Origin of the sequence: Cupriavidus pampae (assembly GCF_914271485.1) — a bacterium.
GTDB classification, from domain to species: Bacteria; Pseudomonadota; Gammaproteobacteria; order Burkholderiales; family Burkholderiaceae; genus Cupriavidus; species Cupriavidus pampae.
The window spans coordinates 203,924-224,307 of record NZ_CAJZAG010000010.1 but is presented as its reverse complement, the minus strand read 5'-3'; the positions used below and the strand labels follow the sequence as shown (position 1 = coordinate 224,307).

The window sequence follows — 20,384 nt, the reverse complement described above, 5'->3', positions numbered from 1 at the left end:
TCAGTAAGCGGCGGCACCGGCCCAGCCATGCAGCGCGGTGCGAAGGATGATGCGAAGGTCGAGCTGGAACGACCAGTGCTGGATGTAATAGATGTCGAACTCGATGCGCCGGCGCATCTTCTCTACCGTGTCGGTCTGGCCGCGCAGACCATTGATCTGCGCCCATCCGGTAATGCCGGGCTTCACGCGATGACGCAGCATGTAGCGATCGATCAGCTCGCGGTAGAGCTCGTTGTGCTCCATCGCATGCGGACGCGGACCGACCACCGACATCTCGCCACGCAGTACGTTGAAGAACTGCGGCAGTTCGTCGAGGCTGGTGCGCCGCAGGAACGCGCCCACGCGCGTCACGCGCGCATCGCCGCGGCACGCCTGCGTCACGCCGGTATCCTGATGCAGCTTCATGGTGCGGAACTTGTAGACATGAAACTGCCTGCCGTCGATGCCCAGGCGCAGCTGACGGAACAACACGGGTCCCGGGGACGACAGCTTCACCATCGCAGCGATTACCAGCATGATCGGTGAGAGTCCGACAATCGCGGCAAAGGCAAAGACGCGGTCGAAGCTGGCCTTGAGTAAGCCCGTAATGCCCGACACCGGTGGCGAGTTCAGATCGATCACGGGCAGCCCCATGAAGTCGCTGAAGCGGTGGCCCAGCAGTTCCACCGACGCCACGTCGGGTACCCAGCGGATATCGATCAGGTCATTGCGAAACTGGCGCACCACATCGGACAAGTCGTGGCAGGCGGCCATCGGCAGCGTCAGCCAGATCTCCCGCACGCCCTCGCTGCGCACGAACTGGCTGACGTCATCCATCGTGCGCAACGACGCCACGCCATTGGGAACCGTTTGCGACGCTTCGTCGTAGATACCCACCACGCGATAGCCGGCGGCGCGGAATTGCTGGACGCGCAGGTACATCTCGCGGCCAAGCGGGCCATAGCCGAAGATCAGCACACGCTTGGCGTTGATGCCCTGCTCGCGCACGTTGGCAAGCATGCGGAACATGATCAGGCGTCCTAACAGCAGCGCGGAGGCCGAGGTCAGGAACCAGCCCATCGACCAGATCCGCGACACGTGCCCAATCTGATGCATCAGGAACGCGCCCATCAGGCCAGTCAGAAACACCGTGGCCCATGCGGCACCGGTGCGCAACGCGAGCACGGCCTGGCTGCGGCCGCGCCACGAGTCATAGAGGCCGAACGCGGGGAATATCACCAGCGCGCCAAGCGCGCACAGCATGGTCAGGAAGCCGTGAATCGGATTGGCCTCCGGGAGGCCGCCGGGAAAATGCAGCTCTCCCATGACGACGCCGGACGCCGCGATCAGCAGCGCGTCGCACAGTCGGTAGAGGTAGTGAAGGGTTGTGCGCCGCTCGGCGGCAACATTCCAGTTCGATGCCATGACCGCTCCCAAACCCTTGCGGGATTTCTATCACGGTCATGGTTGCCCACGCGCTCTGGAGCGTCTGTTAGCGGGCGCACACACGTTCTCGTGCGGGGAGCGCGGACGATCTTATTCGGAGCGATGTGGCATGGCGAACGTGGCATGCGCCGAGGTACCAGTCGTACAGGCGCGGCATGGCAGCAGAGAGGACCACTCGCCTCGTTCATAGGGACGGTCGCGTCCGGACAGGAATGTGGCGAGCTGCTGCACCCACACGTGGGTCACCCCTGCCATGCGGCCGACCGGAAGGATCATGACGGTGGCGAGCGCCGCCGACACCAGCACCATCGTCATCGCGCCGCGGGGCACGCCGCGTCGCATGATGAACGGCATGCTGACGCAGAAGCCGAGCGCGAGGCCGCTTGCCACCTCTGACATCGAATGCGCGCCCAGCATCAACCGCGACACGCCCACCGCCAGCGCGGCCAGCACGCCCGCGAGCGCCGCCAGCACCCCCACATTGGGGCGGCTGGTGGGCGACGTCAGGTACAGAAGCACCGGCAGGATCGACGCCGCCATCATGGCGTGGCCCGAAAACCCGGTGAAGTTCATGCGCGCGCTCCCGATGCCCCAGCCCATGAACGCGAGCTTCGAGATCAGCACCAGAAGCGCCGTGGCCGAGAACGCGAACAACCAGTGGGATGCGACGTCGGTGGCGCCACGCCAGCGCAGCCAGCCGTAGAGAAACACCGCGCACGGAATAAGGAACGCGGACTCGCCAAGAAAGGAAACCAGTTGCCAGTTCATGTGCCAGATCATGTCGGATTCATGTTATCGCCCTGCGTAGATGCGATGGAGCTCGGGGATGAGATGCCTGACTCGCATGCGTCTTCTGGTTGATGGAGCACCACGCGTGGATTCGATATGCTCAAGGTAATGTTCGTTCATCTTCATGGACGGACATTTCAAAGCCCGCATGGTCCCCCGGTCGGCGGGCTTCTTTTTTGGTGCGCACGCATTCATGCGCCGCAGGGGTGGAACGCGGCACGGAATGCCACGCGCGCCACGAGCGCCACGGGCAGGATCACGACGTATCCCGCGCGCCAGGACGAGGTCCTGCGACGATCATCGCGCGGGCGCTCTCCAGGTGGCGGCTTGCCTCACGCTCGCCGATCTCATGGGCCGCTACGACCGCCGCGGCCTCGCTGGGAAAACAGCGCCCATGCAGTTCGCCCCGATACAACAACAACGGCTCGCCATTGTTGATGGCGAGCCGGATCTCGTAGCAACATGCCCATTTTCCCCGGCCCTCGCGCACGGCAAAGCCGTGGACGACCAGGATATCCAAACCGCGTTCCATACGACCCCCTGCTTCCCGCCGCGGCTGGCCTGTGTCACCAGCTTCTGTCGTCGGGCGAATTCAGCATAGGCCTTCTTCGCGGCCCGCGCCTTCATCCCATCGCAGTAGAACCGTCTGGACGCGCGGCATGTACGCTGCCGATGGATGAGTGGAATACAGGGGAGGGATCAACCGGACGGTTGTGCTCGCGCAGCAGTGTCAGCGCCGTGCGTGGAAAACATTGCCCACCGGCCCATGCGAGCGACGCCGCCGCGCAGACCAGCTCCACCGGTGCGGGCACCGCCAGGCAGCCGCTGGCGCCGAGGCGCGCGGCATGGAACATCAACTCGCTATCGAGCGCATCCGACAGGACCAGCCAGCGACGCGGCGCGAGCCGCGCGCGCACGCGATCGAGCAACGCGCGCGGATCGTCGTCCACGCCGCTGCAATCGATCAGTGCGATATCGACGGGCCGGTCGGCGCCTGCCGCGTCCACCTCCGTGTCATCGGCAAGCCAGTCCGGCGTACGCCACAACACGGGCAGAGGCAGGTCCAGCCCTTCCATGCGGCGCGCAAGGATACGGCACATCATCTCGTTGCTGGCGATCAGGTAGGTCGTCATCGAGCGTTTCGCGAGTGGGAATAGCTTGGCGTGGTGTGGTGTGTTTCGCGTGCTTCGTTGATCGTGCGTTGCCACCCTTCAGAAACTAGCAACGCAAGAGCGCCGCCGCCTCATGCATATGGATGAGGCGGCGGCGCCGGATGATGTAGACAGCTAAAGGCGATGAATCGGCAAACGGTGTCGCGGCATCAGGCCGCCTCACACGCCTCCCGGCCCTCCATGACACCGGGCCGCGGGGCCTGCGGGGTCGGGCCGGCCCAGTTCAGCGTCGCGCCACGCTGCAGCGCCACGTAGACGGCTTCGCCCTTGTTGCGCACATGCAGTCGCTGATACAACGTGCACGCGTGAGTCTTCGCGGTGGCCACCGAGATATTCAGCAGGCGACTAACGGTCTTGATCGGATAGCCGCGCGCCAGCAACGTCAGCACTTCGTATTGGCGTTCGGTGATATTGAGCAGGTGCGCACCGGCGGCCGGGGTTTCCGGCGCGGCCGAGCCGGGCCGGCCCGGCATCATCATGGATTCCGCTTTAGATTCCAGATGAGTGGCCACGCCATGGTTCACACCATGCAGCGGCACGACGATCGGCGCGGCGGCATGACGAGCTTCCACGGCCGCCATCTGACGCGACGACGCGGCAACAGTATTCTGCTGGCCGAGTTGCAGATCGCCCCAACGCGTCGCCTGCACCTGCGACGGAAAGCATTCCCCGCCCGCCAGGACGAGCCGGATCGCCGCTTCAAGCGCGTCCGCGCTGCACGACTTGGACAGTAGTCCACGCACCGCTTCGGGCAGCCCGGTGTCCGGCAGTACCGGAGGCACCTGTTCAGAGAGTACGAGTACGCGCTGCGGCGACAGCTGTCGACAGTAGGTCGCCAACGTGTCCCAGCCGGCAACGGCGTCGGTAGGCAGACCATAGATCAACAGGTCCGCGTGGCTGGTCCACGGATCGGGATCCGCGAGTACGGCCGGATCCACGTCGATCAAATCGCCGGGCATATGCGCCTGCGCAAGCAGATGACGAAGCCCAAGGCGCAACAGCGGATGAGGCTCAAGCAAGAGGATGGTGGCCATGGCCGCTCTCTCTTCTTATTGGCGCGACCCCGGTTGCGACAGGCCGTGTACGCGCTGATTGGAAATGCTCCGCTTATATCGTGGCTGCATTCCCATACGGTCTGGCAACACCTCCTGGTTCCCGCAGCGAGTCCCGTCCTGGCTCTCGCTGCCCGGATCCTCCCTCGAGGATGCCCGACCGCCCCGTTTGCGTCATATTCGACGCGTTAGATACTTCTGAAGTCTGATTCAAAATTTATCTAATTCTGGCTTCAGCATAGGTATCGTCCACTTCAATTGCAAGCGCGTGCTGCATCGCAACGGGTATCTCCTTAAACGTATGACAACGATTTCAGCGCATATGGGTACGCAGCACCACTTGCGGCGCCGTTTTCCTTGATTTCCTCCTCCTTCAGTGGGGTCAAGGTTTGGCAAACCGTTGTTTGCGTGGCAGTTGTCGGTTGTCATGCCGCTTGACCGCGTAGCGATTCCCTTTTTGGTCCAGAAAGTATTGGTCTTCGCACAAAAATAATTTACATTATCTTTTGTGATGCAAAAGCGCCCGGCTCGGTTTGACGATTTGCGATATCGTTTATAGATCAGTGACTTAGGCGCTACAGCAGGGAGCGGAGAGAACGAGGCATGAGCGACGATCGGGACACACTCGCGGCCACCAAACTGACGCGGACCGAGTTTGCGGTGGTCCGGGCTTACGCACAGGGCATGCGGCCGGTCGATATCGCCAACCGCTACCTGCTGGACCCCGACGATGACGACGCACTGACCGAAAGTCAGGCCATCGCACGCATTCTGGCACTGCGCGATCGTCTGGTTCAGTTTGCACTGCAGCACGACCGGACGGACATCGCGGACATGTTCGAGGCGCTGCGGGCCCGCTCCGACGTGGGCATGACGCGGCGTGTCGATGCGCTGTCCTCGCTTGAGCAACTGGGGCAAGGCCGGCCGCAACAGAGTCACGAGGTTGGTTTGTGGTTCGGCCCAAGCCTCGCGCGCCGGCTCATCGCCGCCGGTTTGCTGAGGATTTCGGACCTCACCGCGCTGGCCAATCGTCGCGGCAGCAGCTGGTGGCGCGCTGTGCCGCGGTTGGGTCCCAAGTCGGCGGACACCATTACGCGCTGGCTGATTCAGCAGGGCACGTTCGACAGCGCGCGCCCCGGCGGCTGGGTTCGTCCGTATGTAACGCCGCCGCTTGCCGCGCCAGGGAGGCAGCCGCTGAGCGCGATGCCACTCACGGCGGGCATGCCGTATCCGGTACCGCTGGAGTACATGCAAGTCACCGTAGAAGATACTTATAAAGCACTTAACGACGATGTGCATTGGGTACGCGAGTGGCTCGCACGGCCGACTCTGCAGTCACACACGCTAAAGAGCTATCGTCGCGAAGCCGAACGCCTGCTGTTATGGCTGGCACAAGAGGGGCTGACATTGTCGGCATGCGACGCGGAAGTGCTCTCGCGGTATGCGACCTTCCTGCAGGCTCCGCAGCCCGAGCCATTCTGGTGCGGCCCCTCCGCGCCGCGCGATGCGATGCACTGGCGCCCTTTCGAGGGGCCGCTCAGCGCGTCGTCCCAAGCGGCCGCGCTGCGGGTGATCCGTGCGCTACTGCGCGCGGCTCATGATGCGGGGCGGGTGGCGTCGGCCCTGCCGTCCGCCCTGCCGTCCGCCCTGCCGTCCGCTGATGTGGCCCCGCGTGCCGCACGCGAACCGGCGCTCACCGCCGCGCAAATCGAATCATTTCTGGAGTGGCTCGGGCGGCCTGACGACGCACCCGATGCCAACGACCGTCGGCACGTGGCACTGATCGCCGCGCATCTGGTACGCCGAGGCATGACGATTGGCGAAGCTGCGGCGTTGCGATGTACCGAGCCTTTGCGTTCGGATAGCTCCGCCATGTGGGCGCCAATGACTCACGCTTTGACGGTGCACTGGACAGCGCGCGGGCTCGACCCCGTAGCAGTACCGGAGGCGCCGTTGCTCGCACCGCTCCGGCTGCCGCCGACCGATCGTGCTGCCGCGCGACACGCCGCAGGCGCGCTCAACGGGTACTCGCCGAGCGGCCTGGACCAACTGCTGCGCGCCGCATGGAGAGACTATGCGCGGGAGGTGGGCATGGAAGCTCAGCCATTCACTCCCAAGATGCTCCGGATAGGCAGCGAACGCTTCAAATCAGATAAGCGTTTTATCGAGCCCGAATCGCGTCTTCAGTAACTCGACGAGATCTTCGCGTGCGTTGCGATCCGCGAGCTGCACGTCGAGCATGACGCGCCCAGAGTCCCACTCTTTGATCGTGCCGAGCAGTTGCCCCGCGTCGGTACGGATCTTGTATTGCCGGCTGATTTCCTTGACCTTGCGCGACTTGCCCTCTTGCGCCTGCTTTCGGATCGCCTCCACTTCGCGACTCGACAGGCCGTCGACCAAAATCCGGCTCACGAGGTCGCGCGTGCGATCCTCGCCAGCGAGCTTGAAGAACAGCGTCAGCTCGTAGCCCGCCGCGATCCCAATCGCGCTGGGACGCTCGCGCATCGCGCCAAGTACAGACTCCGGCAACTTCAGCAACGCCAGAGTCTTGTTGACGGTACCCGCCGACATGCCCGTCAGCTCGCAGATTTCCTCTTCCTTCTGGACCTTGCCCTCGTCCAGGAGCTGCCGCCAGGCGATGGCATTGTCGAGGGCCGACTGGTCCGAGCGCTGCTCGTTCATCAGGAACGAGAGCCGATAGAAATCGAGATCGCCGAGGTCGCTCTCGATGAAGCATTCCATGTCGAGCTTGCCCGCGGACGCGAGGGCGCGCTTGCGGTAATGCCCGTCGATCAGGATGTAGTGTCCGGGACGCGCGGGATCCGGCGCCGCCAGGCCCGGGGTCTTTTGTCCGTGAGTCGCGATCGAGGCGGCCCGCTCCTGCACCACGGCGGGATCGTAGATCCGGCGCGCATTGAGCGGATTGTCGTGCAGGTTGGAGAGCGCGATGCGAATCAGCTGCCGGCCGCTTTCCACGGTTTCCGCACTTTCAGCGCTGAAACCTGCCACCGCCTCGCCGGGCGGACGCCCCTGCAACAAGCCATGTGGATGTCGGGAGATCGCCGCCTCTGCGCGGGCAAACCGATCGATCGTGTCGCTGCGGGTCTTCTCCGCAGCCATCCCGGCGAGCATGCCGGCCTTCAGACTCTTCAATTTTGTGGCCATACTTTCTTACTCAATCAGGGACAGGATCTCGTCGACCATCATGTCGACCTCCTGTACGGCCTCGCGCGCGCCCGGCACGCCGTGCACGGTGCAGCCGATCGCCTGGCACTCGCGAAACGCGGAGCGAGAGCCGACCATCGCATTCAGCAGCGGCACGTCGTCATCGTCACCAAGAATTTCGATCGCCTGCCTGGCAATCGAGACCCGGCGTTGCACCATGTTCGCCATCACGCGAATCTGCAGCGTTTCGTTCTGGACCTGGGCGTGGCGCGCCAGCGTCTTCGCCGCCACCGCGGCCCATAGGTCTGGCGGCGATGGCACGACTGGAATGATCGCGAGGTCGGAAATCAGCAATGCGCTCGACGGCGCTGCCGAATGCACGGCTGGCGGACAGTCGACGAGGATGTAATCGTAATCGTGGATAAATTTGCGAACTTCGCGGTGCATCGCCCCGCCCGACGGGGCAAGACCGATCACCGAAGCCGGGAAGGGCCGCTCATCGGTCGCCTGGGCAGCCCATCGCGTCGCCGTCCCCTGTTCGTCCATATCGACGAGCATCGAGCGCGCGCCGCGCAAACCCAGCGTTCCAGCCAGATGCATGCTGACCGTGGTCTTGCCGCAACCGCCCTTCTGGTTGAAGACGGTGATGATTTTTGCTGCCACTTCGGCCTCTCTTTTCAGTTTTTTCAGCGAGGTACCTGGAGGTACTTTCAGATACTTTCAGCGCTGAAAGCGCGTTTGACGCTACCGCTGCCAGACGCAACTTTAGCCAAATTGGACTGGGTATTCAACCGCATTTCAATTATTTAAATATTAAATTTGGCAACGCACATTCCCTCCCCATTACGTGGGGTGGACGCACGTGCCATTCGGCAATAAATCATGATGTAACGCAAAGCGTGTGGAATCTTGGGGATTCTTCTGCTTGAAAAGAGACATGCAATCCGCCTAAAGTAAAGGCAGTGCGCATTACCCCGCACATGACACAGCAGAACAAACTGGTTATGATGCGCGCTACAGTCGAGTCAAGTCATCGTGTCAAACCTCGTCGACTTCCGTTCGGTATCAACGAGACCTCAACGTGCTTGAACGGTTGTTTGCGTTGTGTACAAGAACTTGCTTCGAAAGGATATTCCTATGGCAACCGGTACGGTCAAGTGGTTCAACGAGACCAAAGGCTTTGGCTTCATCACCCCGGACGACGGCGGCGCCGATCTGTTCGCGCACTTCTCCGAAATCCAGGGTTCGGGCTTCAAGACTCTGAAGGACGGTCAACGTGTGACGTTTGAAGTCAAGCAAGGTCCTAAGGGTCTGCAGGCTTCGGGCATCAAGGCGGCCTGAGCTCGACTTCAGATATACGCCTATCGCCGCGGCGAGCGGTCAGCGTCGTGGCAGCAAAAAGGGCAAGCGCAATGCTTGCCCTTTTTGCGTTCAGCTGTCCGTCAGGTTCTCCGGTTGGTTGTCCGGTCGCCCCTTGCCCTTACTCGTGTCCCGACCCGGCTTAAGCGAGCTTCCGCACGCTGGTACGCGAAGGCTGCAGGATCAGCGACTTCGACGAATCGGCATCGACCTTTGCGCCGGGATAAACCACCAGCACGTCCTTTAGAGCCTTGCGGAACAGTGCGCGGAACTTGCGCTCGCTTTCCGTCTCGGTACCGAACTGCGACTGCAGCGCTTCCCACGGAATTTCCGTGCGGCGCTGAATCGTAAAGAAGCGATAGGTCAGCCACGAATACACGTCGAGCGCGAACGGTGACTGCTTGAGCGCCTTGAGCGCACGCATATCGACCGGCACGGGACGATTGACGAGTTCGTTGAAGAACGGCTCCGACAGCACCACGAAGCTCTCGAACATCGAGCCCTGCCCTGGTTGCATGGGATCCCACCACGTGGACAATTGATCCGCAAGCAAATAGCCCACCCGATCGATGGCCAGCGGCTCGTGATTCGGATTCTGGTTCTGGCTCGGCGTGGACTTGTTCTGCACGATCGCAATCGTGGCGGAGAACAGGCGGATCATCTGCTGCCGCACGAGCGTCATCGTGCCGCGCTTGCCGCCGGTCGCCATCGGAATGCCGAGGTTGTACATGAACTCGGATAGCGAATTGCCGAGCGAAATACGCCGGTCATCCACCGTGCCGGTAAACTCGCCGCGCTTCTTCTTGGCCATGATCTCCTTGCCGATCCACGCCAGCATCAGGCGCGGATAGGAGCCATAAGGATAGCCAAGCGATACCGTTTCGGACACGAGCTTCTGGCGGCCGTTGGATGCGCGTTCCGACCGCTGCTGCGTGAAGTAGCCGGGCTGAATCATCAGCGAGATATTGCCGCTAGTACGCGTCCAGACTGGCGGCGCGCCCTTGGGCGCGCGGTACGGCAGTGTTACCTGCACGCTGGCACGACTCAGAAAGCCCACTTCCCCGCTTTGCCATGCGTCCTCGCGTTCCATAGCCTGCGCCTCGTCGAACAGACGCTGGAATTTCTCGGACGGGACCAGGGGGTTCTCGTGGCCGGGAACGATGATTCTGGACGGCTCGCGTTCCAGATCCAGGACGGAGCGATCCTCAGAGGCGAGGGAGCGTTTGGTGGCCATAAGGGACGTGCTTCAAGTTACCCGCCTTTGTACGCGAAGCAATTCTTCTTGTCACGCAGAAACAGGTACGCAAAGGATTTTCCCGCAGGCCCGTTGTGTTGGGCCCAGAGGGCTCTCAATCGTTGCTGGATGGCAGGCACACGGTGGGCAATCCCGAAGGGTTGTCCACGGTTGGCTGCACATCAGCTACAAGTAAACGATACCGATACGGGTTAACTACTTGTAAACCGTATACGCGACGTATACGTGCTTGATTTCAAAGCCGAATATTGCCCTCTGCGTACCCGATTCTGCGTGCTTCCGTACTCGTTTCTGCGTAGCCCCGAACCCGAATCTGCGGCAAACCGAACCCGTTTCAGCGCATAGGGCGAACCTGATTCAGCGGGGATAACTCTGTGATTCCACAGGCTTTTCCACAGATTTTCGCGCCAAAGCGTACCCGATTCTGCGCGATGCGCGCCACGTGTCACTGTGCTGGTGCTCCAGAGCATCGCAAACCGGGTTATCCACGCAGAATCGAGTACGCATTCGCGTGGCTTTCTGCCTGAAGCGTACCCGTTTCTGCGCAAGTCTCCGCGCTGACCGTACCTACTTCTGCGTCGCCGAGGTTGGCACCCCGCAGCACCTCGAAGCGTACCCGTTTCTGCGGCGTACCAATTTCTGCGAAACCAGGCCCCCGGCCGGATTGCGGCCCAAAGCGTACCCATTTCTGCGCTACATTTCGTCATCCGAAAATCGCCAAGCGTACCTACTTCTGCGTGCCTGGCGCGGGCAAGATTGTGGCGTGCGCGCCGACGTATACGTATACGCGCGGGTTCCGCCCGAGCCAGCACTCACTGTATACGGACGTAAACCGCGATCGCGTTTTCAAAACCGTACCCGTTTCTGCGCGACGTTTGCCCATTGGGTTTACGTATACCGACACGTATACCGGCGAGGTATACGCCGGGCGTACCCGATTCTGCGGAAGGGAGAGCGTCTCGACGGGGTGGCAAAGCGTACCCGTTTCTGCGCAGCGTCGCGAACGCGGGATGCAAGGCGTCCCCGCCGTCGCTTTCGTACCCGATTCTGCGGGGATAACGTTGCCCACAGTGGCTTTGCGGGCGATGACACCCCAAAAGCGTACCCGATTCTGCGTGCGCGATTGGTCGCGAGCCGGGCCAGAGCGTACCCGTTTCTGCGCGAAATAATTTTGCTGGAGAAGGAGGTTTTCAGATGCGCGCAGCGCTTCCGAGCGATCCGCGACAAGCGTGCCGTACCCGTTTCTGCGTGCGAACTAGCGAAAGCGAACCCGTTTCTGCGAACCCGTTTCTGCGAACCGTCGCGCGACAAGCGGGGCCGTGGAGGGGTGGCGAAACCTATGGACGAAAAAAAACCCTGCCGCTTGGGGCAGGGTTTTCCGTGTTCGGTGGCGCCGCGCAGGCGCCGGCTCGAACGACTTATACCGGCGTGATGTTCGCGGCTTGCAGGCCCTTCGGGCCGTTCTTGACTTCGAACGACACGCGTTGATTTTCCTGCAGCGACTTGAAACCTTCCACGCGGACTTCCGAGAAGTGGGCGAACAGGTCGTCACCGCCGGCGTCCGGCTTGATGAAGCCGAAGCCCTTTGCGTCGTTGAACCACTTCACGATACCGGTTTGAGCGGACATGGTCTTTGCTTTCCAAATAAAAAAATGAAGAAATCGATGGCGCTTCTCGCCACCGTACTGCCAACTCAAGGAAAGGACACCATGGACAACCGAAATACCAAGACGGTGGCAAACGAATGCGCTGTTGCCTCGTCGCTTGAATCTGCCGGGCATTTTATACGAGGGATGCCCCGGAGCGTCAAGGTAGGGTGATTCCCGAGGTCGCGGGGTGCCGTACGGCGCCACACGTGGGATGATTGCGCCCTTTTCGCTCACGCGTGCACCTCGCTCGTGCGCGTGTTCGTTGCTATTGTCAGTGCAACGGAATCGCCACCGCCGTCGAGCGACCGCGATCGACAACTCGGAGTCCTCCAACCATGCCACTATCCGCGCCCCCGACACCGGACGCGTCCCTTGCGTCTTCGTCCTGGATCGAACGCTACTTCCGGTTGCGCGAGCACGACACGAACGTCCGCACGGAACTGCTCGCGGGCATCACGACGTTCCTGACAATGGCCTACATCATCTTCGTCAATCCGAGCATCCTCGGCGATGCCGGTGTGCCGAAGGATGCGGTGTTCGTCGCGACCTGCGTGGCCGCCGCGATTGGCACGCTCATCATGGGGCTATACGCGAACTACCCTATCGGTATGGCGCCCGGCATGGGCCTCAACGCGTATTTCGCATACACCGTCGTCAAGGGCATGGGCCTGCCATGGGAAGCCGCACTCGGCGCGGTGTTTATATCGGGCTGCCTGTTCCTGCTGGTAACGCTCGTGCGCATCCGCGAGATGATCGTCAACGGCATTCCGCACGCGATCCGCGTGGCGATTACCGCGGGCATCGGACTGTTCCTCGCGATCATCGCATTGAAGAACGCCGGCATCATCGTTGCAAATCCGGTCACCATGGTGACGCTCGGTGATCTACATCAGCCGGCCGCCGTGATGGCGATTGTGGGCTTTCTCGCGATCGTCGCGCTCGAGCGTCTGCGCGTGAAAGGCGCGATCCTCATCGGCATCCTGTTCACCACGGTCCTGAGCTTTCTCTTCGGCGGCAACGCGTTCCACGGTGTCGTTTCGATGCCGCCGTCGCTTGCGCCCACGCTATTCAAGCTCGATATCTCGGCAGCGCTGTCGATCGGCATTATCAACGTCGTGCTGGTCTTCTTCCTCGTGGAGCTGTTCGATGCCACCGGCACACTGATGGGCGTCGCCAATCGCGCGGGCCTGCTCAAGGCGGGCAAGATGGATCGCCTCAACAAGGCTTTGATGGCGGATAGCACGGCGATCATGGCGGGCTCCCTGCTGGGCACGTCATCCACCACCGCGTACATCGAAAGCGCCTCGGGCGTGCAGGCGGGCGGCCGAACGGGCCTTACCGCGGTCACCGTGGCCGTGCTGTTTCTCGCATGCCTGTTCCTCGCACCGCTCGCCGGTACCGTGCCCGCTTACGCGACCGCGCCCGCGTTGCTCTACGTCTCTTGCCTGATGTTGCGCGAGCTCGTCGACATCGAATGGAACGATGTGACGGAAGCCGTGCCAGCGGTGCTGACCGCGCTAGGCATGCCATTCACCTACTCCGTTGCCAACGGTGTCGCATTCGGCTTCATCACGTACGCGGCGCTCAAGCTGCTGACGGGACGCGCGAAGGATGTCCCGATCATTGTATGGATCATCGCGGTGGTCTTCGTTTTCAAGTTCTACTACTTGCCCGGTCATTGACGCGGCGACATCGCGCTCGGCAAGCGTACCCGTTTCTGCGAGCGTGGAGCGGGTAAAAAACGTGCGCGAGCGTACCCGTTTCTGCGTCGATCAAAGCGCCATGCGGTGAACGCTAACGCATTAAATGTAAGTGCTCATTTACCTTGCGGTCGAATGGTGAAGCGGCGTTTCGCTCTCATACAAAAGTATGAGATAAGGCTGAAAGCGCCCACTACGGGCTGGACAAACGGGCACAAATGCACTCAACTAGAGGCGTGGCAAACGGGGCGCGTAAGAGCGCCCTTTCTTGACTCCGCACCTATTACATCAGCTCTCTTGAGCACAGATTTCCGGTTGCGGACTCGGTTGGAATGGGGCAGACATTCCTTCGCAATACATACAGATTCGCCCGCAGGCAAGGCGAACACACGCCAGACCGTCAGACCGCCATTCGAGACGGCTTCGCCACCACCAGACGCAGAGCGCGCCGACGATGTGCGCCGATCAACAATAACGCCAGAATCCAGAGAAGAAGTGGTAATCGCGAAAGTGTAGTGCCGGGGGTGTTGTGCAACGGGGAACAGATCATGACCGCAGGAGAGATCCGGCGTCCGGACATCGGGCCCATCAGTGAATCCGCCAACCAATCCATACACCGCGCCTGGGCTGCGCTGGGAGAATCTGCTGCGACCAAGGGTGACCTCGCCCTCCGGGACGCGCGACGCGAAGAGCAAGAACAAGGGCAGGATGCAGGGCAGGAATCCGGGCACGAAGAACACACGCTGGCCGATCTCGCCGCGTTGCTGGCGGAAGAGCCGGACCTGTCGCCGCGCGTGCGCGGCGCCGTGGAAGGACTGCTGCATCGGCACCGGGTACTTGCCATCGAGGTGGCACGCCAGCGCAAGCTGCTGCAGGAATGGATTCTGAGCCAGCTGACATATAAAGCGCTGTATCTGCAGTATTCCGGCCAGACGCCGGAGGCGCCGAGCGTGGAATTGATGCGCGAGAAGGACATGGTCCGACGACGCATCCGCGACGAACTGCAATCGGGGCGCGACTATCGCAGCGTCCTCGACGAACAATCCCGCAGTCCGTCCAGACCGTGATCCCAACGTTGCGTACGGGGGCGCATCCCCCGTCGGTGGAGTCCGAGACTGCCGCCGTCATCAACAAGAAGCCCAACGTCAGGGAGAGCGTCATGGACCGACTGTGCAAGGCGTCGACACGCTCCGCACAGATCGTGCTCGTGTCGCGGTACGAAGATTTTGGTTTCAGCGCGAACCAGTTTGGCACCGGATGGGAGATCCGGCGTGTCCAGCAGGTGCGCGACCTCGAACGCGTGGTGCGCGGCAGCGCGCCGATGGCCGGCATCATCGATCTGCAGGCCACCTACACCGATGCGGAACTCACGCAACTCGAACAGGGCCTGCAGCATCTGCATGTGATGTGGGTGGCCATCACGTCGACGGCCATGCTCGAGGACGAACGCGTGCGTCGGTTGATTCGCGACTATTGCGTGGACTATGTGCGCACGCCGTTCTCGTTCGACGAACTGCTCTATACGCTCAAGCACGCGCATGGCATGGCCAGCCTGCATGGCGCGCGCGTGGTCGAACACGTCGCGCACGGGCCGATGATCGGCGAATGCGCGCCCATTCGCATGATGTTCCGCTCGCTGGCCAAGGTTGCGCACAACGATGCGCCGGTATTCATCTCGGGCGAATCGGGGACTGGCAAGGAACTCGCGGCGCAGGCCATTCACGAATCGTCGAATCGACGCAAGGGACCCTTCGTCGCGATCAATTGCGGCGCGATTCCCCCGCACCTCGTGCAGTCGGAGCTGTTCGGTTACGAGAAAGGGGCGTTCACGGGCGCGAATCAGCGCAAGATCGGCTGGATCGAGCAGGCGCAGGGCGGCACGCTGTTTCTCGACGAAATCGGCGATCTGCCGCTCGAGAGCCAGGTGGCGCTGCTGCGCTTCCTGCAGCAGGGCATGATCACGCGTCTGGGCGGGCATCAGTCAATTCCGCTCGACCTGCGCATCATCTCGGCCACGCACGTGGACCTGGTGGCGGCGCAGGCTGAAGGCCGCTTCCGCGCCGACCTGTTCCACCGCCTGTGCGTGCTCACGCTGACGATTCCACCGCTGCGCGAACGTGGCGAGGACATCCTGCTGCTGGCGAACGCGGTGCTGGCGGAGCACGGTCACGAGGCGCACCGGCGTATTCGCGGCTTCTCCGCGTGCGCGACGCAGGCCATGATGCAATACACATGGCCCGGCAATGTGCGCGAGCTCATCAACCGCGTGCGGCGTGCGATCGTCATGACCGACAATCGCAAGATCACGGCCGAGGATCTGCAACTGCATGGTGGCGCGGAGTTGCCACGCAAAACCCTCGACGCGATTCGCGAAGAGGCGGAGCGCGAGGCGATTCGGACTGTGATGGCCAGTCATGGCTTTCACGTCGTACCCGCGGCGCGCGAACTCAACGTGTCGCGCGTGACGCTATATCGCCTCATGCACAAGCACAACATCCGCGTCGACATGCAGGCCGGTGCAAGCGCGGGTGCGGCCGCGGGAGAGTAGACGACCCGCGAACCCGGGCGGAACCAGCGCTCGGACATGCGCGCTACGGAGGAGCCGGCGACGTCCGCTCGCCGGCTCCCCGTGTGACCCACCACCGTGCATAGCGGCAGCGGTGGGCTAGCGCGCGCTGCGTCGCGGCAGTGTCGCGAGACCGGGCTCGTCGCCCGGCTCATGCGCCGCGAGGTTCATGCTGATCTTGCCGCGCGGTACGCGCGGCTGCGAGTTGTTCTGCGGCGCGAGCTGGCCTGGTGACAGATCGTGCGGATCCATCACGCTTTCACGCGCCTGCCGCTCGTTGGCCGGCACGGTCGACTCGTCACGGCCGTATTTCACATCGCCCCATGCCCAGCCGAAACTACGCACGTAGATATCGTTGCTTACCGCGGCATGGCTGTTCGGATTGATCGCATCCGGCCGGTCGAAATAGGCGTAGCTGCCCGCCAGTGCGGGCGTGGCCGCGGCGGAGAGCAGGGCCAGCGCCGCGGCGGCAATGAGTCTGGCATTCATGATGGCTCCCTCCCTTGCTGGAAAAAGGTGCCCGCCGGGGGACGGAGCACGTGAATCTTGCTGGGCGGCTTGTTTTGGAACCGCCACTGCGGGGCTGCTACTTCGATGCGCGTATGCGACTCGCATGCGCGGCCAGCGCGCGACTGGACGCGGCGCAGAATGGCGACGGATGGACGGCGGCGTGGGGGAATGGCAATAGCGGCGCGGACAGCAAATCCTGCACCGACGGCGGCGGACCGGCCAGTCGATGGGATCGCCGGCGGGCCGTCATTCGCGCTGGCGGATGACGCATGGCAATGTCCTCTCCTGCGTTCTCTTGATGTTGTTATCGTGGACTCGAGACTGCTCCCAATCGCAATAGAGCGACAAGCGTGCCAATGCCCGCAAACGCTTAGCGGGCGCGGGGTCCGTCGACGCAGGTGCGGGGCGGGCGCCGATACGGGCCGATTCGCGCCGCGATCGGTTTCGCGGTTGTTACGCAAATTCTCAAACGCCCGCGCGTTGTGTTCGCCGGATGAAAGTGCCTAGTCGGTGTCGCGCGGCGTGATGCCCGCATTCCCGGTGGGAAGCAAGGGGCCATCCGCTTGCAGAAAGGGCATCGCGCGCGCCCGTCAGTGCCCGTCGATTGCATACGTGTGGGCACGCCGAGAAAGCGTTACAACAAGAGTGGACGCTCGCATCGAAGGGGATGTGCGGCGTTCGTGCGCAGGTGACCGCGCGGACGCCGTGCATCCGGTTGCATCGCTGAAACACGCGTTTGACGCAGAAACGGGTACGCGCCGTCAGCGCGGGGCGGCCGGCGCGCTCGCCGCAGGCGGCGTGATGGTGCCGGAAATCGGTTTGGGACCGGGTTTGGGCTGGCTGCGGTCGCATCCCGCCAGGGCCAGCAGGCAGACGGTCAGGACCGCTATGGCCCCGCGTGCTGCATGTGTTGTGCGAATCACGGATGGTCTCCAGGTGGCGGTCTTGCGCCGCGCGTTGGCCGCGTGACGCATGCGTTCACTCTAGCAGGTCGCGTCGGCGCCGCTCGCCCGCTCACTCCTTCCCCGTGTGGCAATGGGCAGTATCATGAACGCAGGCTCCCACAGGACGGCATATCGCATGGCACCCCCAGACCGGCAGGACCCGCGACCTTCATCCCAATCACCGCCGTCGCCACGGCGGGGGCGCTGGCTGCCCGACCGGCATACCGGCGCACGTACCGTGCGCGTGGTCGTGGCGGCCGTTCGCGACTGGCTCGACCATCGCGCGGCCAGCAAGGGCGCGGCTCTCTCGTTCTACATGCTGTTCTCGCTGGCACCGATCCTGGTGCTCGTGATCTCGATCGCGGGTTTGTTCTTTGGCGCGGAAGCCGCGCGCGGCGAGATCTTCGCGCAGATCAACGGACTGGTCGGCGAGCAGGGCGCCGCCGCGATTCAGGGGATTCTGGCGGCGACGCATCGCGCGGGCGGTGGCGGCGTGGCCGCGGTCATCGCGTTCGGTGTGCTCATTCTTGGCGCCACCAGCGCCTTCGCCGAACTCAAGAGCAGTCTGGACGATATCTGGAAAGCCCCGCCGCCCCTGGGTGCCGGCTGGAAGACGCTGCTGCGCGCGCGCCTGTTGTCGTTCAGCATCGTGCTGGCGCTCGCCTTCATGCTATTGGTGTCGCTGGTCGTCAACGCGGCGCTGGCCGTGGTGGACCGCTTCTGGGGGCAGTTGTGGACCGCCTCGTGGTTCGCGCCTGTGGCCGAAGTGATCTCGGCGACGTTTGCGTTCGCGGTGGTCACGATGCTGTTCGCGGTGATATTCAAGATGCTGCCCAACGCGCGCATCGCCTGGCGGGATGTGATCATGGGCGCGATCATCACGGCGCTGCTGTTCTCGGTAGGCAAGCGGCTGATCGGCATCTACCTCGGCAATAGCGCGGTGGCGTCGTCCTATGGCGCGGCGGGCTCGGTGGTGGCGCTGATGCTGTGGATCTACTACTCGGCGCAGATCTTCTTTTTCGGTGCCGAATTGACCCGGCAATACGCGCTTCAGTTCGGCAGTTTGCGTGGCACGGATCCGTCGCATCCGAATGCAACAGGTGCTGCGCCGCCCGCTGCGCCCGCGAACCGGTAAAATGGCGCCCTTTCCTGTTTCAGCCTCCCTGATCCCGCTGCCGTGAGCTCGCTCGTATCCGAAATTGCGCGTCGTCGCACCTTTGCCATCATCTCCCACCCGGACGCGGGCAAGACCACCCTCACCGAAAAGCTGCTGTGGTTCGGTGGCGCCATCCAGGTCGCGGGGGAGGTCCGCGCGCGCAAGGCCGACCGCCACGCCACGTCCGACTGGATGGAGCTCGAGAAGCAGCGCGGCATCTCGGTGACCTCTTCGGTGATGCAGTTCCCGTATCGTTCGCGTCCCGATGTGGACGAGAACATCGTGAACCTGCTCGACACGCCGGGCCACGAGGACTTCTCGGAAGACACGTACCGCACGCTGACCGCGGTCGACTCGGCCGTGATGGTGATCGACTCGGTGAACGGCGTGGAGGCGCAGACGATCAAGCTGCTCGGCGTCTGCCGGTTGCGCGATACGCCGATTCTTACGTTCATCAACAAGCTCGACCGTGAGGGCCGCTCGCCGATCGAGCTGCTCGATGAAATCGAGGATGTGCTCAAGATCCAGTGCGCGCCGATGACCTGGCCGATCGGCATGGGCAAGGCGTTCCGCGGCGTGTATCACCTGATCGACGACAAGGTGCAGCTGTTCGACCCGCACGGCGAAAAGGGTACGGCGGCGATTGTCGATGGGCTGGACAACCCGGAGGTCGACCGCCTGCTGGGGTCGCAGGCCGATGAATTGCGCATCGAGGTCGAACTCGTGCGCGGTGCGTCGCACACGTTCGACAAGGCAGCGTTCCTCGCGGGCAAGCAGACGCCCGTGTACTTTGGTTCGGCGATCAACAACTTCGGCGTGCAGTCGCTGCTGGATGCACTGTGCGAGCTGTCGCCGCCGCCGCTGGCACGTCAGACCGAATCGCGCGTGGTGGAGCCGGAGGAGCAGAAATTCACGGGCTTCGTGTTCAAGATCCAGGCGAACATGGACCCACGTCACCGCGACCGCATTGCGTTTGTGCGCGTCTGCTCGGGCCGCTTTGACCGTGGCATGAAGCTGCTGCACGTGTCGGCGGGCAAGACCGTGGCGATCAACAACGCCATCACGTTCATGGCGCAGGATCGCAACACGACCGAGGAAGCGTTCGCGGGCGACATCATCGGCGTGCCCAACCACGGCACGATCCGGCTCGGCGACGTCTTTACCGAGGGTGAAGGTCTCAAGTTCACCGGGATTCCGTCCTTCGCGCCGGAGTTCTTCCGCCGCGCGCGCCTGAACAACCCGCTCAAGGTGAAGCAGTTGCAGAAGGGCCTGCAGCAGCTGGCCGAGGAAGGCGCCACGCAGATGTTCCGCCCGCTGGGTTCCAACGACCTCGTTCTGGGCGCCGTCGGCATCCTGCAGTTCGACGTGGTGGCGCACCGGCTCGAGCACGAGTACGGCGTGGACGCCATCTTCGAATCGCACGAGTGCGCCACCGCGCGCTGGCTCAAGGGTGACCCGGCCGAGATCGAGAAGCTGATCGACAAGGCTGGTCACAACGTCGCGCTCGATGGTGCCGGCGACCATGTCTATCTGGCGCCGAGCATGGTCAACCTGCGGCTCACGCAGGAACGTTTCCCGAACCTGAAGTTCATGGAAACGCGCGAGATCGTTTAAGAGACAATTGAGGCGCTTTTGGCGTCAT

18 protein-coding genes are annotated in these 20,384 nt (G+C 62.8%); 7 read left to right on the top strand and 11 right to left on the bottom strand.

Translation table 11 applies throughout. The features are described 5' to 3' along the window. The 5 genes from LDO41_RS25030 to LDO41_RS25010 all read right to left on the bottom strand — a co-directional run bounded on the left by LDO41_RS25030 (window position 1) and on the right by LDO41_RS25010 (window position 4,420). Window positions 1-1,404 carry an undecaprenyl-phosphate glucose phosphotransferase gene (locus LDO41_RS25030; RefSeq protein WP_223993207.1) on the bottom strand — a complete coding sequence of 468 codons (1,404 nt, stop codon included), beginning with the start codon at window positions 1,402-1,404 and terminating at the stop codon, window positions 1-3. Window positions 1,405-1,515: 111 nt separating this feature from the next. Next, the gene (locus LDO41_RS25025; RefSeq protein WP_223993206.1) at window positions 1,516-2,205 is read right to left on the bottom strand and encodes a phosphatase PAP2 family protein; all 690 of its coding nucleotides are present in this window, start codon (window positions 2,203-2,205) and stop codon (window positions 1,516-1,518) included. Between the two features lie 265 nt (window positions 2,206-2,470). Further along, window positions 2,471-2,746: a hypothetical protein gene (locus LDO41_RS25020; protein ID WP_223993204.1), complete on the bottom strand. Its 276-nt coding sequence runs from the start codon at window positions 2,744-2,746 to the stop codon at window positions 2,471-2,473. 91 nt (window positions 2,747-2,837) lie between these two features. After that, window positions 2,838-3,347 carry a DNA-binding response regulator gene (locus tag LDO41_RS25015; RefSeq protein WP_223993202.1) on the bottom strand — a complete coding sequence of 170 codons (510 nt, stop codon included), beginning with the start codon at window positions 3,345-3,347 and terminating at the stop codon, window positions 2,838-2,840. A 188-nt stretch (window positions 3,348-3,535) separates the two neighbouring features. Next, the gene (locus tag LDO41_RS25010; RefSeq protein WP_223993198.1) at window positions 3,536-4,420 is read right to left on the bottom strand and encodes a response regulator transcription factor; all 885 of its coding nucleotides are present in this window, start codon (window positions 4,418-4,420) and stop codon (window positions 3,536-3,538) included. Between the two features lie 621 nt (window positions 4,421-5,041). Here LDO41_RS25010 and LDO41_RS25005 point away from each other — a divergent pair. Then, complete coding sequence (locus LDO41_RS25005; protein ID WP_223993197.1) at window positions 5,042-6,628, top strand: site-specific integrase; 1,587 nt, start codon at window positions 5,042-5,044, stop codon at window positions 6,626-6,628. Here LDO41_RS25005 and LDO41_RS25000 read toward each other — a convergent pair. Together LDO41_RS25000 and LDO41_RS24995 are read right to left on the bottom strand one after the other, a co-directional pair. Further along, window positions 6,587-7,603 (bottom strand): ParB/RepB/Spo0J family partition protein, encoded by a 1,017-nt coding sequence (locus tag LDO41_RS25000; RefSeq protein ID WP_223993196.1) that lies wholly within the window; start codon window positions 7,601-7,603, stop codon window positions 6,587-6,589. The two genes, LDO41_RS25005 and LDO41_RS25000, sit on opposite strands and share 42 nt — an antisense overlap. Before the next feature lie 6 nt (window positions 7,604-7,609). After that, the gene (locus LDO41_RS24995; RefSeq protein ID WP_223993195.1) at window positions 7,610-8,266 is read right to left on the bottom strand and encodes an AAA family ATPase; all 657 of its coding nucleotides are present in this window, start codon (window positions 8,264-8,266) and stop codon (window positions 7,610-7,612) included. Between the two features lie 474 nt (window positions 8,267-8,740). Here LDO41_RS24995 and LDO41_RS24990 point away from each other — a divergent pair, with 474 nt between their 5' ends. Then, window positions 8,741-8,944 carry a cold-shock protein gene (locus LDO41_RS24990; protein WP_223993194.1) on the top strand — a complete coding sequence of 68 codons (204 nt, stop codon included), beginning with the start codon at window positions 8,741-8,743 and terminating at the stop codon, window positions 8,942-8,944. A gap of 160 nt (window positions 8,945-9,104) precedes the next feature. Here the strand turns inward: LDO41_RS24990 and LDO41_RS24985 are convergent, their stop codons facing one another. Next, window positions 9,105-10,196, bottom strand: coding sequence for a replication protein RepA (locus tag LDO41_RS24985; protein WP_223993192.1), 1,092 nt, complete (start codon window positions 10,194-10,196; stop codon window positions 9,105-9,107). Between the two features lie 1,439 nt (window positions 10,197-11,635). Beyond that, window positions 11,636-11,845, bottom strand: coding sequence for a cold-shock protein (locus tag LDO41_RS24980; protein WP_223993190.1), 210 nt, complete (start codon window positions 11,843-11,845; stop codon window positions 11,636-11,638). Between the two features lie 356 nt (window positions 11,846-12,201). Here LDO41_RS24980 and LDO41_RS24975 point away from each other — a divergent pair, with 356 nt between their 5' ends. The 3 genes from LDO41_RS24975 to LDO41_RS24965 all read left to right on the top strand — a co-directional run bounded on the left by LDO41_RS24975 (window position 12,202) and on the right by LDO41_RS24965 (window position 16,114). Then, complete coding sequence (locus tag LDO41_RS24975; RefSeq protein WP_223993188.1) at window positions 12,202-13,548, top strand: NCS2 family permease; 1,347 nt, start codon at window positions 12,202-12,204, stop codon at window positions 13,546-13,548. Between the two features lie 566 nt (window positions 13,549-14,114). Further along, complete coding sequence (locus LDO41_RS24970; RefSeq protein ID WP_223993186.1) at window positions 14,115-14,633, top strand: hypothetical protein; 519 nt, start codon at window positions 14,115-14,117, stop codon at window positions 14,631-14,633. Window positions 14,634-14,725: 92 nt separating this feature from the next. After that, window positions 14,726-16,114 carry a sigma-54-dependent transcriptional regulator gene (locus tag LDO41_RS24965; protein WP_223993184.1) on the top strand — a complete coding sequence of 463 codons (1,389 nt, stop codon included), beginning with the start codon at window positions 14,726-14,728 and terminating at the stop codon, window positions 16,112-16,114. Window positions 16,115-16,231: 117 nt separating this feature from the next. Here the strand turns inward: LDO41_RS24965 and LDO41_RS24960 are convergent, their stop codons facing one another. Both LDO41_RS24960 and LDO41_RS24955 read right to left on the bottom strand, forming a co-directional pair. Beyond that, window positions 16,232-16,621, bottom strand: coding sequence for a hypothetical protein (locus LDO41_RS24960; RefSeq protein WP_223993183.1), 390 nt, complete (start codon window positions 16,619-16,621; stop codon window positions 16,232-16,234). A 782-nt stretch (window positions 16,622-17,403) separates the two neighbouring features. Continuing rightward, window positions 17,404-17,565, bottom strand: a complete 162-nt coding sequence (locus LDO41_RS24955; RefSeq protein WP_223993182.1) for a hypothetical protein — start codon at window positions 17,563-17,565, stop codon at window positions 17,404-17,406. Window positions 17,566-17,722: 157 nt separating this feature from the next. On the opposite strand from LDO41_RS24955, the gene LDO41_RS24950 reads away from it, so the two are divergent. Beyond that, the gene (locus LDO41_RS24950; RefSeq protein WP_223993181.1) at window positions 17,723-18,721 is read left to right on the top strand and encodes a YihY/virulence factor BrkB family protein; all 999 of its coding nucleotides are present in this window, start codon (window positions 17,723-17,725) and stop codon (window positions 18,719-18,721) included. Between the two features lie 42 nt (window positions 18,722-18,763). Beyond that, entirely contained in the window at window positions 18,764-20,356 is a 1,593-nt protein-coding gene (locus tag LDO41_RS24945) for a peptide chain release factor 3 (protein WP_223993180.1), read from the top strand. Window positions 20,357-20,384: the final 28 nt, after the last annotated feature.